13 protein-coding genes and 11 tRNA genes are annotated in these 16,942 nt (G+C 65.0%); 2 read left to right on the plus strand and 22 right to left on the minus strand.

Annotated features, from left to right (window positions below):
* Positions 1 to 112: 112 nt before the first annotated feature.
* From J3A72_RS20215 to J3A72_RS20300, 18 genes are all read right to left on the minus strand, one after another.
* A complete protein-coding gene (locus J3A72_RS20215) occupies positions 113 to 2,068 on the minus strand; it encodes a peptidyl-prolyl cis-trans isomerase (RefSeq protein WP_032961821.1) in 1,956 nt (651 codons plus the stop codon).
* A gap of 181 nt (positions 2,069 to 2,249) precedes the next feature.
* Positions 2,250 to 2,326: transfer RNA gene (locus J3A72_RS20220), tRNA-Asp, on the minus strand.
* Between the two features lie 106 nt (positions 2,327 to 2,432).
* A tRNA-Asp gene (locus J3A72_RS20225) sits at positions 2,433 to 2,509 on the minus strand.
* 87 nt (positions 2,510 to 2,596) lie between these two features.
* Positions 2,597 to 2,673: transfer RNA gene (locus tag J3A72_RS20230), tRNA-Asp, on the minus strand.
* 82 nt (positions 2,674 to 2,755) lie between these two features.
* Positions 2,756 to 2,832, minus strand: a tRNA-Asp gene (locus J3A72_RS20235).
* A gap of 26 nt (positions 2,833 to 2,858) precedes the next feature.
* Positions 2,859 to 2,933 (minus strand) — tRNA-Val (locus J3A72_RS20240).
* A gap of 11 nt (positions 2,934 to 2,944) precedes the next feature.
* Positions 2,945 to 3,217, minus strand: a complete 273-nt coding sequence (locus tag J3A72_RS20245; RefSeq protein WP_004146343.1) for an HU family DNA-binding protein — start codon at positions 3,215 to 3,217, stop codon at positions 2,945 to 2,947.
* A 219-nt stretch (positions 3,218 to 3,436) separates the two neighbouring features.
* Complete coding sequence (gene lon, locus J3A72_RS20250; protein ID WP_209572140.1) at positions 3,437 to 5,884, minus strand: endopeptidase La; 2,448 nt, start codon at positions 5,882 to 5,884, stop codon at positions 3,437 to 3,439.
* A 143-nt stretch (positions 5,885 to 6,027) separates the two neighbouring features.
* Positions 6,028 to 7,317, minus strand: a complete 1,290-nt coding sequence (gene clpX, locus J3A72_RS20255; RefSeq protein WP_014646099.1) for an ATP-dependent Clp protease ATP-binding subunit ClpX — start codon at positions 7,315 to 7,317, stop codon at positions 6,028 to 6,030.
* A gap of 126 nt (positions 7,318 to 7,443) precedes the next feature.
* The gene (gene clpP / locus J3A72_RS20260; protein WP_019659528.1) at positions 7,444 to 8,070 is read right to left on the minus strand and encodes an ATP-dependent Clp endopeptidase proteolytic subunit ClpP; all 627 of its coding nucleotides are present in this window, start codon (positions 8,068 to 8,070) and stop codon (positions 7,444 to 7,446) included.
* Positions 8,071 to 8,144: 74 nt separating this feature from the next.
* On the minus strand, positions 8,145 to 9,440 hold the full coding sequence (tig, locus tag J3A72_RS20265) for a trigger factor (RefSeq protein WP_032961818.1): 1,296 nt from the start codon (positions 9,438 to 9,440) through the stop codon (positions 8,145 to 8,147).
* Between the two features lie 189 nt (positions 9,441 to 9,629).
* Positions 9,630 to 9,714, minus strand: a tRNA-Leu gene (locus J3A72_RS20270).
* A gap of 139 nt (positions 9,715 to 9,853) precedes the next feature.
* Positions 9,854 to 10,222 (minus strand): hypothetical protein, encoded by a 369-nt coding sequence (locus J3A72_RS20275; protein WP_014646096.1) that lies wholly within the window; start codon positions 10,220 to 10,222, stop codon positions 9,854 to 9,856.
* A gap of 220 nt (positions 10,223 to 10,442) precedes the next feature.
* A tRNA-Lys gene (locus J3A72_RS20280) sits at positions 10,443 to 10,518 on the minus strand.
* 196 nt (positions 10,519 to 10,714) lie between these two features.
* Positions 10,715 to 10,790, minus strand: a tRNA-Lys gene (locus J3A72_RS20285).
* A gap of 79 nt (positions 10,791 to 10,869) precedes the next feature.
* Positions 10,870 to 10,946 (minus strand) — tRNA-His (locus J3A72_RS20290).
* A 174-nt stretch (positions 10,947 to 11,120) separates the two neighbouring features.
* Positions 11,121 to 11,197 (minus strand) — tRNA-Arg (locus tag J3A72_RS20295).
* Between the two features lie 39 nt (positions 11,198 to 11,236).
* Positions 11,237 to 11,313: transfer RNA gene (locus J3A72_RS20300), tRNA-Pro, on the minus strand.
* A gap of 180 nt (positions 11,314 to 11,493) precedes the next feature.
* On the opposite strand from J3A72_RS20300, the gene J3A72_RS20305 reads away from it, so the two are divergent.
* Both J3A72_RS20305 and J3A72_RS20310 read left to right on the plus strand, forming a co-directional pair.
* Positions 11,494 to 12,252 (plus strand): Bax inhibitor-1/YccA family protein, encoded by a 759-nt coding sequence (locus J3A72_RS20305; RefSeq protein ID WP_014646095.1) that lies wholly within the window; start codon positions 11,494 to 11,496, stop codon positions 12,250 to 12,252.
* Between the two features lie 89 nt (positions 12,253 to 12,341).
* Complete coding sequence (locus J3A72_RS20310) at positions 12,342 to 12,962, plus strand: flavin reductase family protein (protein WP_014646094.1); 621 nt, start codon at positions 12,342 to 12,344, stop codon at positions 12,960 to 12,962.
* Positions 12,963 to 12,973: 11 nt separating this feature from the next.
* Here J3A72_RS20310 and J3A72_RS20315 read toward each other — a convergent pair whose 3' ends face one another.
* From J3A72_RS20315 to J3A72_RS20330, 4 genes are all read right to left on the minus strand, one after another.
* A complete protein-coding gene (locus J3A72_RS20315; protein ID WP_075076704.1) occupies positions 12,974 to 13,726 on the minus strand; it encodes a sulfite exporter TauE/SafE family protein in 753 nt (250 codons plus the stop codon).
* 25 nt (positions 13,727 to 13,751) lie between these two features.
* Positions 13,752 to 14,660 (minus strand): LysR family transcriptional regulator, encoded by a 909-nt coding sequence (locus J3A72_RS20320; RefSeq protein ID WP_075076705.1) that lies wholly within the window; start codon positions 14,658 to 14,660, stop codon positions 13,752 to 13,754.
* Between the two features lie 71 nt (positions 14,661 to 14,731).
* Positions 14,732 to 15,457, minus strand: coding sequence for a cysteine hydrolase (locus J3A72_RS20325; protein WP_075076706.1), 726 nt, complete (start codon positions 15,455 to 15,457; stop codon positions 14,732 to 14,734).
* 248 nt (positions 15,458 to 15,705) lie between these two features.
* A complete protein-coding gene (locus J3A72_RS20330; protein WP_014036138.1) occupies positions 15,706 to 16,710 on the minus strand; it encodes an isocitrate dehydrogenase in 1,005 nt (334 codons plus the stop codon).
* Positions 16,711 to 16,942 lie beyond the last annotated feature (232 nt).

The following is a 16,942-nucleotide window of genomic DNA, read 5'->3' on the forward strand; positions in this document are numbered from 1 at the left end:
GGTTCATGACCAGCCGAGCACGGGCTCGGCTCTACAATTCGATTTCCAGCAGCGCCCGCACAAAAAAAGGCCCGGCAATGCCGGGCCTTCTTCGATCTGCTCGCCGCAAGGCTTACAGGTTCGCCTCGGTGGTCTGGATCACGAACTTCTTGCGCATCGCCTCGATGTAGGCCTTGGCCGCGGCCATGCCATCGATCTGGCTCAGCTGTTCCTTCAGCTGCTTCTGCTGCTCTGCAGTCACTTCCTTGATGTCGCCCGGATTGACCTTGTTCACCGCGAACAGCAGCGCGTGGCCATTGACGTCGACCTTGCCATAGCTCGGCTTGCCTTCGGCCGGCACCGGCGCACTGAAGATCGCGCGGTTGATTTCCGGGGTCGGCACCGGCTGGCTGCGCGGCAGGCCCGGCATCGGGCTCAGCTGCAGCTTCTCGCTGGCGGCCAGCGACTGCAGGGTGGCACCCGCCTTCAGCTTGGCCAGGATGGCATCGGCCGCCTTGTCGCTGGCCTGGCGCTGGCGGTCAGCGCGGATCGCGGCGATCACCTGTTCACGAGCCTTGTCCAGCGGCAGGGCCTGTTCCGGGGTGTGCGCAGCCACGCGGATGACCACGCTGTGGTTGGTCGCGCCCCCCAGGGCGATCGGGTCACTGGCGGTGCCGTCCTGCACCAGCACGTCGGAGAACGCCGCACGCAGCACGGCCGGGTCAGCGGCAATGCCACTGGCGGTCGCGCGGGTGATCGGGCCCAGCGTCTGCAGCGGCAGGTTCACTTCCTTGGCGGCAGCGGCCAGGTCGCTCGGGCTCTTGTTGATGGCATCGACCAGGCGACCGGCCAGCTCGTTGAAGCCGCGCTCACCGTCGGCCTTCAGCTGTTCGGCGGCCAGCGTGTCACGCACTTCCTCGAACGACTTGCCCTGGCCACCGCGCACAGCGGCCACCTTGATGATGTGGTAACCGAACTCGGTCTTCACCGGGCCGATCACATCACCGGCCTTGGCCGCAAACAGCGCGTCCTCGAACGGCTTCACCATCGCACCGCGCTCGACCCAACCCAGGTCCCCGCCCTGGTCCTTGGAGCCCGGATCTTCCGAATTGGCCTTGGCCAGCGCGCCGAAATCGGCACCAGCGGCCTTGGCTTCGGCAGCGATCTTGTTCGCCTTCGCTTCTGCACCGTCACCGGTGATCAGGATGTGCGAGGCCTGGCGCTGCTCCGGCGAGGTGAACTTCGCCTTCTCGTCTTCATAGCGCTTGCGCAGGGTGGCTTCATCGGCCGCCGCCGGTGCCGGCAGGTTCGCGCCGTTGATCTCGACGTACTCCAGCGACACGCTCTCGGCCTGGCGGAAATCCTTGCCGTGGCTGTCGTACCACTGCTTGATCTGCTCATCGGTGACCGGCGCGGTATCGGCCGGTACGGGCGGCAACGCGGCCAGCTCGACGTCGCGGGTTTCGCCCAGCAGCTTCAACAGGCGCTCGGTCTCTGCCTGGGTGACGAAGCCGGAGCTCTGCAGGCCCGACGGAATCACCGACTGCTGCAGGCTCTCGCGCACCAGCTCCTGGAACTGGGTCGGCGTACGCGGCGGGTTGCCGCCGGCCAGGGCCAGGCGATAGTTGTTCTCGTTGAACTTGCCGTTCGAATCGAGGAATGCGGGCATGGTAGCGATGTACTCGCGCACCGCGCCGTCGCCGATCACCACGCCTGCCTGCTCACCGACCAGGCGCACGACCTGCTCGTCGATCAGCTGATCGAGCACGGCCATCTTGTTCTCGGTGCTCTCGAACGCGCGCGGGTCGAAGTTGTCGCCCTGCTGCTGGCGCTCACGCATGCGCTCCTGCTCGAAACGCGTGCGGAAATCCTGCGAGCTGATCTCGTGGTGCTGCCACAGCATGCGCACCGGCCACCACGACGGCGCCGAACGCCACCAGGTCGGCGGCGCGGAAACCTTGGCCACGTTCTGTGCGCCAACGCCACCGAGGTAGCTGTTGTCGATCACGAACAGGAACGGAATCATCAGCAGCCCCAGGATCACAGTGACGATCCAGCCTGAGGTCTTGTCGCGGAGTTTCTGCAGCATGGTGAGGAATCACAAGGCCTTATTGGCGAGCCCGGCAGTGTAACCCGCTTCGCCGCAGGGACCAAAAGCAGCGCCAGCGCGGCCTGCGCCCACATCGGCAGGCATGCGCCATCCGCGTGTCGGCCATTTCCACCATGGCGCAAAGAAAAAGCCCCCGGCTTGCGCCGAGGGCTTTTGAAGTTGGCGGAGCGGACGGGACTCGAACCCGCGACCTCCGGCGTGACAGGCCAGCATTCTAACCAGCTGAACTACCGCTCCGCGCTTGAACTTTGCAGGCGCCCAGTATATCCGAGGACTGTCTGGAAACCCAGCCCGATGAACACTTTTTTCAAAGTTTTTTCACAGGGACTTAAGAATTCTGCAATGGCGGAGCGGACGGGACTCGAACCCGCGACCTCCGGCGTGACAGGCCAGCATTCTAACCAGCTGAACTACCGCTCCGTTCTTGCAAAAACCTTTTCGCCTTCCTTCCGAACCTGTCGGTGAGAAGACAAGGCCCCCAGCTTCAGGCCGGGGGCCTCGATGTAATGGCGGAGCGGACGGGACTCGAACCCGCGACCTCCGGCGTGACAGGCCAGCATTCTAACCAGCTGAACTACCGCTCCGCGTTGTTACCTTTTTTGCTTTCAGCCGGCCTGGACCGGGAGAAAACAAAGCCTCCAGCTTTTGGCCGGAGGCCTCGTTGAATGGCGGAGCGGACGGGACTCGAACCCGCGACCTCCGGCGTGACAGGCCAGCATTCTAACCAGCTGAACTACCGCTCCACACTCAAACTTTTACCGCGGTGCTGTGGTGGGTGCTGAGGGTTTCGAACCCCCGACCCTCTCCGTGTAAAGGAGACGCTCTACCGCTGAGCTAAGCACCCCAGCGAGCCGCTTAGTTTACAGCATCCTTCAGGGCCTTACCAGCCTTGAACGACGGATTCTTCGAAGCAGCGATCTTGATGGTGTCGCCGGTCTTCGGGTTGCGGCCGGTGCGGGCAGCACGGTCGCGGACCTGGAAGGTACCGAAGCCAACCAGGGTGACCGCATCGCCGTCCTTCAGCGCCTTGGTGACGGCAGCAACGACGGCATCGACAGCGCGGCTGGACTCGGCCTTGGTCAGGTCTGCAGCTTCAGCAACGGCATCGATCAATTCGGTCTTGTTCATTCTCTACAACTCCTTTGGCGGTGGGTTCCGCTTATTCGACAGGGAAGCAACCGCACGCGCTCTGCATGCGGCCGCCATGTGGAAACGGTTCGCCGAATTCAGCGATCGCCAGACTGCGATCACTCATTCGCGAGTGCTGCTTTTATACCAGTGGCCCTACCCCCACGCAAGCTGGAAAGCCAGCAACGACGCGGGTTTCGGGCCATTGGACAGCGCGCGTCAATGCTTGACGCGCGCGTTTCCACTCGGTTTGGCCTTGCTGCGCACCGTGACACGTTGCGCACTCTTGCGCGCCTTCTTCGGTGCCAACGGACGCTCCAGCGCCAGGTCCAGGACTTCTTCGATGTACTTCACCGGCACGATCTCCAGATCGCGGGTGACGTTGGCCGGGATGTCGGCCAGGTCCTTGCGGTTCTCCTCGGGAATGATGACCGTGCGGATTCCGCCACGCAGTGCGGCCAGCAGCTTCTCCTTCAGTCCACCGATGGCCGTGACGCGACCACGCAGGGTGATCTCGCCGGTCATCGCCACGTCGGCACGCACCGGCACCTTGGTCAGCATCGATACCAGCGAGGTGACCATCGCCGCGCCGGCACTCGGGCCGTCCTTCGGCGTAGCGCCATCGGGCACATGCAGGTGCACGTCGTGCTTCTGCAGGAAGTCGCTGTCGATGCCGAAGCCGACGGCGCGCGAACGCACCACCGACAGCGCCGCTGAAGCCGATTCCATCATCACGTTGCCGAGCTGGCCGGTCAGGATCAGCTGGCCCTTGCCCGGCACCAGCGTCGATTCGATCTGCAGCAGATCGCCACCCACCTCGGTCCAGGCCAGGCCGGTGACCAAGCCGATCTCGTTCTCTTCCTCGGCACGGCCGAAGTCGAAGCGACGCACGCCCAGGTACTTGTCCAGGTTCTTGCTGGACACGCTCACCAGCGCCTTCTTCTTCGCGCCCTTCTTCGCCTTCACCGGCTGCGGGCCGGCCAGCGCGATCTCCTTCACCACCTTGCGGCAAATCTTGGCGATCTCGCGTTCCAGGTTGCGCACGCCCGACTCGCGCGTGTAGTAGCGCACGATGTCCTGGATGGCGTCACTGCCGATCTCCAGCTCTTCCGGCTGCAGGCCGTTGGCCTTGACCTGCTTGGGCACCAGGTAACGGGTGGCGATGTTGAGCTTCTCATCCTCGGTGTAGCCGGGGATGCGGATCACTTCCATGCGGTCCAGCAGCGGCCCGGGAATGTTGAGCGAGTTCGAGGTGGCCACGAACATCACTTCAGACAGGTCCAGGTCCACTTCCAGGTAGTGGTCGTTGAACGCGTTGTTCTGCTCAGGGTCGAGCACTTCCAGCAACGCCGAGGACGGATCGCCGCGGAAGTCCATCGACATCTTGTCGATCTCGTCGAGCACGAACAGCGGGTTCTTGCTGCCGACCTTGTTGAGGTTCTGCACGATGCGGCCCGGCATCGAACCGACGTAGGTGCGACGGTGGCCACGGATCTCGGCCTCGTCACGCACGCCGCCCAGCGACATGCGCACGAACTTGCGGTTGGTGGCCTTGGCGATGGACTGTCCCAGCGAGGTCTTGCCCACGCCCGGCGGCCCGACCAGGCACAGGATCGGGCCCTTCATCTGCTTCACGCGCGACTGCACCGCCAGGTATTCAAGGATGCGTTCCTTGACCTTCTCCAGCCCGTAGTGATCGGCATCGAGGGTGTCCTGCGCCACCTTCAGGTCCTTGCGAACCTTGCTGCGCTTCTTCCACGGCACGCCCAGCAACCACTCCAGGTAGTTGCGCACGACCGCCGCTTCGGCCGACATCGGCGACATCTGCTTGAGCTTGTTCAGCTCGTTGCGCGCCTTGGCCTCAACGGCCTTCGGCATGCCGGCCTCGGCGATCTTGCGCGCCAGCTCTTCCAGCTCGCCAGGCGCATCGTCCAGGTCACCCAGTTCCTTCTGGATGGCCTTCATCTGTTCGTTGAGGTAGTACTCGCGCTGGCTCTTCTCCATCTGCGACTTCACGCGGCCGCGGATGCGCTTCTCCATCTGCTGCACGTCGATCTCGCCGTCGACCAGGCCGACCAGCATCTCCAGGCGGTCACCGACGGCCAGCGTTTCCAGCAGGCGCTGCTTGTCGGCCAGGCGCACGCTGATGTGCGCGGCGATGGTGTCGGCCAGGCGCGCCGGCTCATCGATGCCCGACAGCGTCTGCAGCAGTTCCGGCGGCAGCTTGCGGTTGGTCTTCACGTACTGCTCGAACAGCGACATCAGCGAGCGGGCGATCGCCTCGACCTCGCGCGCTTCGCGCTCGTCGCTGGCGTCGATCTCCACGGCCTGGCCGTGCAGCGAGCCGTTGCGCTCGTCAACGTGGGTGACCTGCACGCGCGACAGGCCTTCGACCAGCACCTTGATGGTGCCGTCGGGCAGCTTCAGCAGCTGCAGCACCTGCGCCAGCGTACCGACCTGGTAGAGGTCGGCCGCATGCGGGTCGTCGGTTTCGGCCGACTTCTGCGCCAGCAGCAGGATGCGCTTGTCCGCCTCCATTGCCTGTTCGAGCGCGTGCATGGACTTGTCACGGCCGACGAACAGCGGAATGACCATGTGCGGGAACACCACTACGTCGCGCAGCGGCAGGACCGGCAGGTCGAGGGTTTCACTTGGGGAACGGGCCATGGGGGCTCCAGGGAAGGGGGAAAACCGCCTCCGGGAGGGCATCTTCCGGAGACAAAAAAAGCCGATGGCCCCGTTATGGGGCCATCGGCTTTCAGATGCAAGGCATTCCTTGAAAATCCTTTCCAATCAACAACCTGGAAGGATCACTCGGCGCCTGCGGCCTTCTGTTCAGGGACCGCCGGGGTCTGGTAGATCAGGTACGGCTCGGACTTGTGCTCGATCACCGATTCGTCCACCACCACCTTGCTGACGTTTTCCTGCGACGGCAGGTCGTACATGGTGTCCAGCAGGACCGATTCGACGATGGTGCGCAGGCCACGGGCACCGGTCTTGCGCTTGAGCGCCTTCCTGGCGATGGCCGACAACGCGTCCGGACGGAACTCCAGCTCGACGTTCTCCATCTCGAACAGCTTCTTGAACTGCTTGGTGATGGCGTTCTTCGGCTCGGTCAGGATCTTGATCAGGGCCGGCTCGTCCAGCTCCTCCAGGGTCGCCACCACCGGCAGGCGGCCGACGAACTCCGGAATCAGGCCGAACTTGATCAGGTCTTCCGGCTCGACTTCGGCCAGCACCTTGCCCACTTCCTGCTTGCGCTCGCTGCTCTTCACCTTGGCGCCGAAGCCGATGCTGCCGACGTCGGTGGAACGGGCCTGGATCACCTTGTCCAGCCCGGCGAACGCGCCGCCGCAGATGAACAGGATGTTCTTGGTGTCCACCTGCAGGAATTCCTGCTGCGGATGCTTGCGCCCGCCCTGCGGCGGAACGCTGGCCACGGTGCCTTCGATCAGCTTCAGCAGGGCCTGCTGCACGCCTTCGCCGGACACATCGCGGGTGATCGACGGGTTCTCGCTCTTGCGCGAGATCTTGTCGATTTCATCGATGTAGACGATGCCCTGCTGTGCCTTCTCGACGTCGTAGTCGCACTTCTGCAGCAGCTTCTGGATGATGTTCTCCACGTCCTCGCCCACGTAACCGGCTTCGGTCAGCGTGGTGGCGTCGGCCATGGTGAACGGCACGTTGAGCAGGCGGGCCAGGGTTTCGGCCAGCAGCGTCTTGCCCGAACCGGTCGGGCCGACCAGCAGGATGTTCGACTTCGCCAGTTCGACGTCGTCGTTCTTCTGCCGGCTCTCGATGCGCTTGTAGTGGTTGTACACGGCCACGGCCAAGGTGCGCTTGGCGCGGTTCTGGCCGATCACGTACTGGTCCAGGACCTCGAGGATCTCGCGCGGCTTGGGCAGCGAACTGCGCGCCGACTGCGCCTTTTCCTCAAGTTCCTCACGGATGATGTCGTTGCACAGCTCCACGCACTCATCGCAGATGAATACGCTCGGACCCGCAATCAGCTTGCGCACTTCATGCTGGCTCTTGCCGCAGAAAGAGCAGTAGAGGATCTTGCCGGTGTCCGTGGAACGACCTTGGCGGTCTTCGCTCATGCTTCGCTTACCCAGTTACCCCACCCGCTGAACGGGGGTTCGATTCGAGAATAGCACAGGGCCGAGGGGACACCAGTCCCGCCCGACCCTGCAGGAACGGGGCCTCCCTGGCCCCGTGAAGGCCGGTCAACCGGCCTGGATCGACTCATCCGGACGACGCTCCAGGACCTGGTCGACCAGACCGTAGGCCTGCGCCTCGAAGGCGCTCTTGAAGTTGTCGCGCTCGGTGTCGCGGGCGATCGTCTCCAGCGACTGGCCGGTGTGCTTGGCCAGGATCTCGTTCAGGCGCGAACGCAGGGTCAGGATCTCACGCGCGTGGATGTCGATGTCGGTGGCCTGGCCCTGGTAGCCGCCCAGCGGCTGGTGGATCATCACGCGCGAGTTCGGCAGCGCATAGCGCTTGCCGGCTTCGCCCGCGGCCAGCAGCAGGGCGCCCATCGAGGCGGCCTGGCCGATGCAAGTGGTGCTCACATTCGGCTTGATGTACTGCATGGTGTCGTAGATCGCCATGCCGGCGGTGACCACGCCACCCGGCGAGTTGATGTAGATGTTGATGTCCTTTTCCGGGTTCTCCGATTCCAGGAACAGCAACTGCGCCACCACCACGTTGGCCATGTGATCGTCGATCGGGCCCACGAGGAAGATCAGGCGCTCCTTCAACAGGCGCGAATAGATGTCGTAGGCACGCTCGCCGCGGCTGGTCTGCTCGACCACCATCGGAACCAGGTTCAGGGCTTTGGTTCGGTTGTCCATTACGTGAGGTACCTATCTTGGGGGGCAACAACCCCGCGCCGGCAAAGGCGCGGGGCATCCGGTGATCCGCCGGCTTACTGGCGGATCGCGTCCTGGAACGACAGCTTCTCTTCGGTGTGCTGGGCACGCTCGGCGATCCAGTCGATCACCTGCTCTTCCATCACACGGTTCTGCAGGCCAGACATCAGCTGGGGGTCGTTGCGGTACATCTCAATGACCTGCTCCGGCTCTTCGTAGGTCGAGGCGATCAGACGCATCGTTTCGTTCAGGCGCTTGGCTTCCAGGCGCAGGTCGTTGATGCGGGCCACTTCACCGACCAGCAGGCCGACCAGCACGCGCTTGGCGGCGGCGTCCTTGAAGCCTTCGTGGGCATCGGCCGGGATCTCGCCGACGTTCTGGCCGTTGCGGCGCAGCTGCTCGACCTGCTGGGCCAGCATGGCGCGGGCTTCGTTCTCGACCAGGCGCGGCGGCATTTCCACCGACGAGTAGGCCGCGATCAGCTGCTCGCCCACTTCGCGGCGCAGGCGGTTCATCAGCGCGCCCTTCAGCTCACGCTCCAGGTTGGCGCGGATGTCGCTGCGGAACTGCTCGACGTCGCCACCCTTCACGCCGAAGCTCTTGATGAAGGCTTCGTCGACCGCCGGCACGACCGGCTCGGACACTTCGGCAACCTTGACGGTGACCTGCACGGTCTTGCCGGCCAGCACCGGCACGCGCCAGTCAGCCGGGAACTCGACGTCCAGGGTCTTCTCTTCGCCCTTGGCCAGGCCGACCAGGCCCTTTTCGATGGTGTCGAACATCATGCCCTGGCCGAGCACGATCGAACCCTTCTCGGTGCCCTCGGCCGGCAGGCGCTCTTCGCCGGCCTGCGACCAGGTTTCCACCGCGACCAGGTCGCCGTCCTGCGCGCCACGGCTGACCGGGGCCCAGGTGCGACGCTGGTTCTGCAGGTTCTCGATCATCTGGTCGATGTCGGCGTCGGTGATCTCGGCGGTGTGGCGCACGACGGTCAGCTTGCTGACGTCGATGTCGCCGAAGTCCGGCACCACTTCCACGGTGGCCACGAAGGAGAACTCACCCTCGTCGCCCTTGTCGATGCGCGGGCTGCCGACGACGCGCAGGTCGTGCTCGCGCACGGCCGCGTCGAAGGTCTCGCGCAGCAGGCCGTCCAGCGCCTCGCCACGGACCTGCGCGCCGAAGCGCTGCTCGATCACCTTGGCCGGCACCTTGCCCGGACGGAACCCCTTGATGCGGGTGGTACGGGCGATTTCGCCCAGGCGGCCGGCGATGTGGCTCTGCAGACGCTCTTCCGGCAGCGAGAAGCTCAGGCGGCGTTCCAGGTTGCCGGTGGATTCGATCGAAGCTTGCATGTTGACTCCTGCCACCGGTGGCCCAGGCCCCCGGCTCGATGATTGGGATGAAACGGTTGTTAGGACACGACGTCTGGGACGCGCCTGCTTGCCGCAGCCCTTTAGTTTCGCCCAATTCGGCCTGCACTGCCAGCGCGTGCCGGTCAAGGGGGCGCCGATGGCCCGATCAGGGCGGGGACAGGCCGGCACTGGTGCGAAAGGGGGGACTCGAACCCCCACGCCTTGCGGCACTGGAACCTAAATCCAGGGCGTCTACCAATTCCGCCACTTTCGCGTGGCCGGCACAGGTGTTCATTGTCGCAGGCGGCGACTGGAATCGGAAGGCCTGCACAAAGCTGAATCCACTACGCTCCGCGCCATCGCTGCATCGCGGCCAGCCCGGCGGGTGCGCGACCCGCCGGGCTGGCCGCAGCCTACTGCTGCGGTACCGTGCGGGCCGGCGCCGCGCCTGAGCCCGGGTCGACGGCCGCATCCACCTTCCGGACCTCCACGCCCCCATCGTCGGTGCGACGCAGGGCCACCGACGCCGGCGCAGCCCTGCGCACATCCACCGAACCGTCCGCATTGCGCTGTACGTCCACCGCGCCGGGCAGGACCTCCCCCTCCGCGGGCCGGGCCGGCCGCAACTGCATGGCGTCGTCGATCTGGCGCGCCGGAATGCGCTCTGCGCCCGCATCGCGCTCGACAGCCTGCGCAGGATCATTGCCCGGCGTGCAGGCCGCCAGTGCCATCAACGCGAAGGGAACCCACACCGTGCCGTGCAATCGAGTGATCTCAGCCATCAACATCTTCCTTCCTGCATGCGCCATCAGCGCGGAAGATCTATTGGGTGCGATGCAGGACGCCATGCGGTGAGAAGCAGTGCACAGCATTGAAAACACTGATGACGCGTATGCCCCTGATTTCAGCACTGCTTCAGTAGATCCACGCCATGCGTGGATGAAGCGCAACCCGGCGTACGGGCAAGAAAAAAGCCACCTGGATGACCAAGTGGCTTTCGTCTGGTGGGCTGTCAAGGATTCGAACCTTGGACCTATTGATTAAGAGTCAACTGCTCTACCAACTGAGCTAACAGCCCGAAATCGGGGCGCGAATTATGACCCGATCCGCTCGGTGGGTGCAAGCACTTTCTTCAACATCGTTGAAACCAGCACTGCGATCCCGATGCGCTGCAGATCCACGCCAGGCGGGGCCCTGCAACGTGTGGCCCATTGAAACGAAAGGGTCACACCTATAAGAAAAAAGCCACCTGGCGTACCAGGTGGCTTCCGTTTTGGTGGGCCGTCAAGGATTCGAACCTTGGACCTATTGATTAAGAGTCAACTGCTCTACCAACTGAGCTAACGGCCCGTGAAACTCAGACGCACATTGTAGCGTGCTTTCTGTTTATTGCAATACCGTTTCGGCTGCGCCGATGCGGTTGAATCAGTGGGGTGGCTGAGGGGATTCGAACCCCCGACCACCGGAATCACAATCCGGTACTCTAACCAACTGAGCTACAGCCACCACTGAAACTTTCGCTCCACCGCCGATACCGCCAGCACTGGAACCTTGAAACCTTGCCTGGAGACTGTCACCGAAGTTCCGGTCCGCCGAAGCGAGTCCGATATTCTGGTGGAGTCTTTACGCTTTTGCAAGCACTTCTTCACATCCGCCGATGCGATCCCGCTGTCCCGCCAATGGCGCGCCCGACAGGAATCGAACCTGTAACCGCCGGCTTAGAAGGCCGGTGCTCTATCCAGTTGAGCTACGGGCGCCCGAACCGGAACGGTGTCCAATCCGACGTGACGTGGGATTGGTCGGGGTAGAGGGATTCGAACCCCCGACATCCTGCTCCCAAAGCAGGCGCGCTACCAGACTGCGCTATACCCCGGTCTTGCAATCCCCTCGGGTCAGGCCCGGGGAGTTGGTCATTGTCGCCAAGCGCGTTGGGAACTGTCAACGAAGGATGCGCAGTTCCGCGGCCTGCCACAACGCCGAAAGCAGTCATCGGCTATGCTCACGCCCATCGGCCGGATGGCCGTCCTGACCCTCATTCGCACGGAGAACACGCATGCGCAGCGGCAACCCGGCTCTTTCCGAGTCGACCTTCCTCGACCTCGCCAGCGGTTCGGTGGTGACCAGCCCCGACCAGGCAATGACCCTCAACGGCACCGTCAACAAGACCGGTTTCCTGCTGCTGTTGACCGTGCTGACGGCCGCTTTCGCCTGGAACCAGACCATCGACGACTACGGCCAGGTCATGGCCGGAGCCAGGTTGTATGCCATGGGCGGCGCCATCGGCGGCCTGGTGCTGGCGCTGATCACCATCTTCAAGAAGGAATGGTCGCCGGTCACCGCGCCGATGTACGCGCTGGTGGAAGGCGTGTTCCTAGGCGCCATCTCGGCCCTGTTCAACGCCAAGTTCCCGGGCATCGTGTTCCAGGCCGTGCTGCTGACCTTCGGCACCCTGTTTGCGCTGCTGTTCGCGTACCGCAGCGGCGTGATCAAGGCCACCGAGAACTTCAAGTTGGGCGTGGTCGCCGCCACCGGCGGCATCGCCCTGCTCTACCTGGCCTCGTTCGTGCTGGGCTTCTTCAACATCAACGTGCCGGTGATCCACGACTCCAGCTGGCTGGGCATCGCCTTCAGCCTGTTCGTGGTGGTCGTGGCGGCGCTGAACCTGGTGCTGGACTTCGACTTCATCGAAACCGGCGTGGCCCAGCGCGCGCCGAAGTACATGGAGTGGTATGGCGCATTTGGCCTGATGGTGACCCTGGTCTGGCTGTATGTGGAGTTCCTGCGCCTGCTGTCGAAGATCCAGCAGCGCTGAGTCCAGCCACGCCGAGAGAGACAAGCCGCGATCCGCAAGGGTCGCGGCTTTTTTGTAGAGTCGAGCAAGCCCACACGTCCCCTGCCCCCATGCCCGACACCTTCCACAGCTACCGCCCGGCAGAGGGCCACCGTCTGCCGCATGACCCGTTCAACGCCATCATCGGCCCGCGCCCGATCGGCTGGATTTCCAGCCGCGACGCACAGGGCACGTTGAACCTGGCGCCCTACAGCTTCTTCAACGCCTTCAACTACACCCCGCCGATCATCGGCTTCTCCAGCCAGGGCCGCAAAGACTCGCTGCGCAACATTGAAGCCACCGGTGAATTCGTCTGGAACCTGGCCACCTTCGACCTGGCCGAGGCGATGAACGAAAGCTGCCGTGCGGTCGCGCCGGATGTCGACGAGTTCGTCCTTGCCGGCCTGACGCCACTGGCCTCAACGCAGGTCACGCCGCCCCGCGTGGCACAGAGCCCGGTAAGCATGGAATGCCGCTGCACGCAGATCGTCCGCCTGCGCGATGCCGCCGGCCAGGACACCAACGGCTGGCTGGTGCTGGGCGAAGTGGTGACGGTGCATATCGATGAACGGCTGCTGGTCGATGGCATCTACGACACCGCTGCGGCGGCCCCGATCCTGCGCGGCGGCGGGCCTGCCGACTACTTCCGCATCGGCGCCGGACAGCGCTTCCGCATGTTCCGCCCGACCTGACGTTCAACCGGTTACGGCCGCGCCAGCAGCACCGGCATCGACGACGCCAGCAATGCGATGCCCGAAGCGGTCAACAGGCTCAGTACGATCTGCCGGAAGCGCGCCTCGCTGATGCCGATGTAGACGCGCGCACCCAGCAGGGTCGGCACCAGCATCGCCGGCGCCACGATGGCGAAGTACGGCAGCATCTGCCGGCTCACCAGGCCGCTGCCGACATAGGTGGCCATGGTCACTGCCAGCATCGCCAGGTTGAAGTTCTGGATGACCGCGCGCTGCTCGTCCTTGCCGAAGCCACGCAGCGTGCTCCACAGCGTCGGCACCGGTCCGGCGAAACCGCCGATGCCGCTGAGCACCCCACCTGCCATGCCGGCGATCGCGTCACCGATGCGACCACCCACGCGGATCGGCGGCAATGATCGCGCCATCAGCATCACCGGGCACCACAGCGCAAGGAAGCCGCCCAGCAGCGCCTTGAACCAGTCCATGTCCAGGTGTGGCAGTACCATCACGCCGAGCGGAATGCCCACCAGCCCACCCAGCACGAACGGCAGCAGCAGGCGCAGGTTGAAGCCACGCCGCACGGTGAACACTGCCACCAGCTGACCGACCAGCGCGCCGAACACCGACAGCGTAGCCGCCAGGCGCGGCTCCAGCCCCCACGCCCAGAACGACATCGCCACCATCCCGAAGGCGAAACCGGACAGGCCCTGCACGAATCCGGCGACGATCGCGCCGAGCACGACCAGCAGATACACCGACTCCATCACCACCCCGGCTGCAACCGCGCGACTACCCTGCCGCGCTCACCTGTGCAGCGTAGTGCGCCGCGAGATGCTCGACCAGCGCACGCACCTTGGGCGCCAGCGCACGTGCATGCGGATACAGCGCGAAGTAGCGTCGCTGGCCGGCATGCCAGGCCGGCAGCACGCGGATCAAACGACCGGTGCGCAGGTCCTCCTGCACGGTGAAGGCGGTGAACAGGCTGATGCCCATGCCGGCCAGCGCGGCGGCGTACAGTGCGGGCGTGGCATCCACGCGCAGGCGCTGCCCGGCTTCGATGCTCGCGGTTGCGCCGCGCGGCCCCTGCAACTGCCAGGGCGGCATTGCTGGCGTGGGACTGAAACCCAGCAGCGTGTGATGAGCCAGGTCCGCTGCCTGCCGCGGCAGTCCGTGGTGTGCCAGGTAGGCCGGTGCGGCGACCAGGATGCGCGGGCAGCTGGCCAGCTCGCGCGCGACCAGCTGGCTGTCCGGCAGTGAAGCCGCGATGCGCAGGGCCAGGTCGAAACCACCACCGACCACATCGACCAGCTGGTCATCGGCCGACAGGTCCAGCGTGACCTGGGGGTAACGCTGCAGGAATGACGGCAGCCAGTGCGGCAGCTCCTGGCTGGCCACCACCTGCGGCACGCTGATCCGCACGCTTCCACTGGGCTGCGCCTGCCCGGCACGGGCACGGTCGTCGGCTTCCTGCAGGCGGTCCAGCAGCGTTGCCGCCTCACGGTAGTAGTCGCGCCCGGCCTCGGTCAACGACAGCCGGCGGCTGTTGCGATCGAGCAGGCGCACCTGCAGGTGTTCTTCCAGCTGCCGCAGTTGCCGCGACATCGCCGAGTGGGTGGTACCGAGGCGCTCGGCTGCCGCGGTGAAGCTGCCCGCATCGACGATGGCGCGCAGTGCACGCAGGGCAGCGAAGTGATCCATCGGCGGGCAGCTCCACGTGGCGGAGCCCGCGGCATGCGGGCCCCGCCAGCTTATCAAGCGCCGTCGCCGGCCTAGCGCACCGGCAGTGCCAGGATCGCGTCAGTCGTCATGACATCGCCGAAGGCGTCCTCGATCTGGGCCAGAGCGGCTTCATGCAGCGTGCGATGGCCGATGCGCCGGCCGCCAGCCAGGTCCAAGTCACGGCTGGCGCTGGCATCGGACGAGACGATCACCCGGTAACCACGGGGCGCGGCCGCCGCGTCGCGCGCGGCACCAGCCACGCAGGCATGGGTCTGCAGGCCGGTGACGATCAGGGTGTCGATGCCGGCGTTCTTCAGCAGCGGGTCGAGCACGGTGGAGGACGCGCCGGCGAACACGCTGACATTGTCCTTCTGCACCACGGTCTCGCCCTGGCGCGGCTGCAGGTCGCGATGGAAGGCAGCATTGACGCTGCCCTGTGCGAACAGCGGCGCACCCGCCGGCAGCACGTGCTGCACATGGATCACGCGGATGCCATGGGCATCGGCGAATTCGACCACCCGCTTCGCCTGCCGCAGCGCGGCCACGCCATCGGGAATGACCATGCGGCCACCGGCAAAGCCCGGTGCGGCCGTGGCATCGAAGTACTCATTCTGGAAGTCGATGACCAGCACGGCGGTCTTTGCCGCATCCAGCGAGGTCGCGACCGGCGCGCCAGCCATGTGGCGGATGGTGGGATGGGCCGGCTCGGCGGCGGCGACCGGGGCGGTGGTGGCCATGCCGATCAGGCTGGCCAGGCCGAAGGCGGTGAGGTTCATGTTCGAGCTCCAGTGCGTTGGGAAGTGGGCACAGGATGCGGAGCGCGTGACGCACGAACCAGCTGCGTAGCGGCACATGATCTGTGCAATGTACGCACAGACAATTCCCCTGTAGAGCCACCCCATGGGTGGCTGCGGACCAAGGCCCCGCCATTCCACGCACGGCGTGGACCTACCGGGCCGGCCCACAACGCAACGGGGCGCCCGAAGGCGCCCCGCTGTGGATCCAACCGAGGTCGGCCGGCCGCTTACAGGCGGCTGGCGATGGCCTGGGCAAAGCTCATGGTGGTGCCGGTGCCGCCCAGGTCGCCGGTCAGCGAATCCTTGGCTTCCATGGTCGCCACGATGGCCTTGCGCAGGCGCTCGGCGTTTTCCGGCTGGCCGACATGGTCCAGCATCTGCGCGGCTGCCAGCAGCAGCGCGCACGGATTGGCCTTGCCCTGGCCGGCGATGTCCGGCGCGGTGCCGTGCACGGCTTCGAAGATCGCCGCGTCCTTGCCGATGTTGGCACCCGGGGCCAGGCCCAGGCCGCCGACGAGGCCGGCGCACAGGTCGGAGATGATGTCGCCGAACAGATTGGTGGTGACGATCACATCGAACTGTTCCGGACGCATCACCAGCTGCATGCAGCAGTTGTCGACGATCATTTCCTGGAACTCGATCTCCGGGTACTGTGCGGCGACTTCACGGGCGACGTTCAGGAACAGGCCCGAGGTCGACTTGATGATGTTGGCCTTGTGCACGGCAGTGACCTTCTTGCGGCCAGTGCTCTTGGCCAGCTCGAAGGCGTAGCGCACGATGCGCTCGGAGCCCTTACGGGTGATGCGGGTGCCGGAGAAGGCGGTTTCGCCGTCGGCCGACACTTCCTGGCCTTCGGCCAGGTAGGCACCTTCGGTGTTCTCACGGACGGTGATCAGGTCGACGTTGTCGAAACGCGACTTGGTGTTCGGGAAGGTGTGGGCCGGACGCACGTTGGCGTACAGGTCGAAGTGGCGGCGCAGGCTGACGTTGATCGAGGTGAAGCCACCACCGACCGGGGTGGTCAGCGGGCTCTTCAGCGCGACCTTGTTGCGCGCGATCGATTCCAGGGTCACTGCCGGCATCAGGTCGCCGTGCTTTTCCAGGGCCACCAGGCCGGCGTCGGCGTCTTCGTACTCCAGGCCAGTCTTGAGCTGGTCGAGCACGAACAGGGTGGCGTCCATGATTTCCGGGCCAATGCCGTCGCCGCGGATGACCGTAATTTTCTGCGTCATTGATCGATGTTCCGAACAGGGGGAAAAACGCCGTCCGGACGTGCCCGGAAACGCCGGCGCAAAGGAAGTTTCACCGGCAATTATGCCTGAGCCGGGGCCGAGGTCCCAAATAGACCATGGTCCCAGTGCCCGGCCCAGGCAGAATTGCCCGCGCATTCCGCCTTATCCCCGCGCCTGTCGGCGCGCCCCCTTGAACAACAAGGGGGCTCCTGGGCTGTTGGATCGTGGGAAG

It is taken from the genome of Stenotrophomonas sp. PvP093 (assembly GCF_017876915.1).
In the GTDB taxonomy this organism is placed as follows: Bacteria; Pseudomonadota; Gammaproteobacteria; order Xanthomonadales; family Xanthomonadaceae; genus Stenotrophomonas; species Stenotrophomonas muris.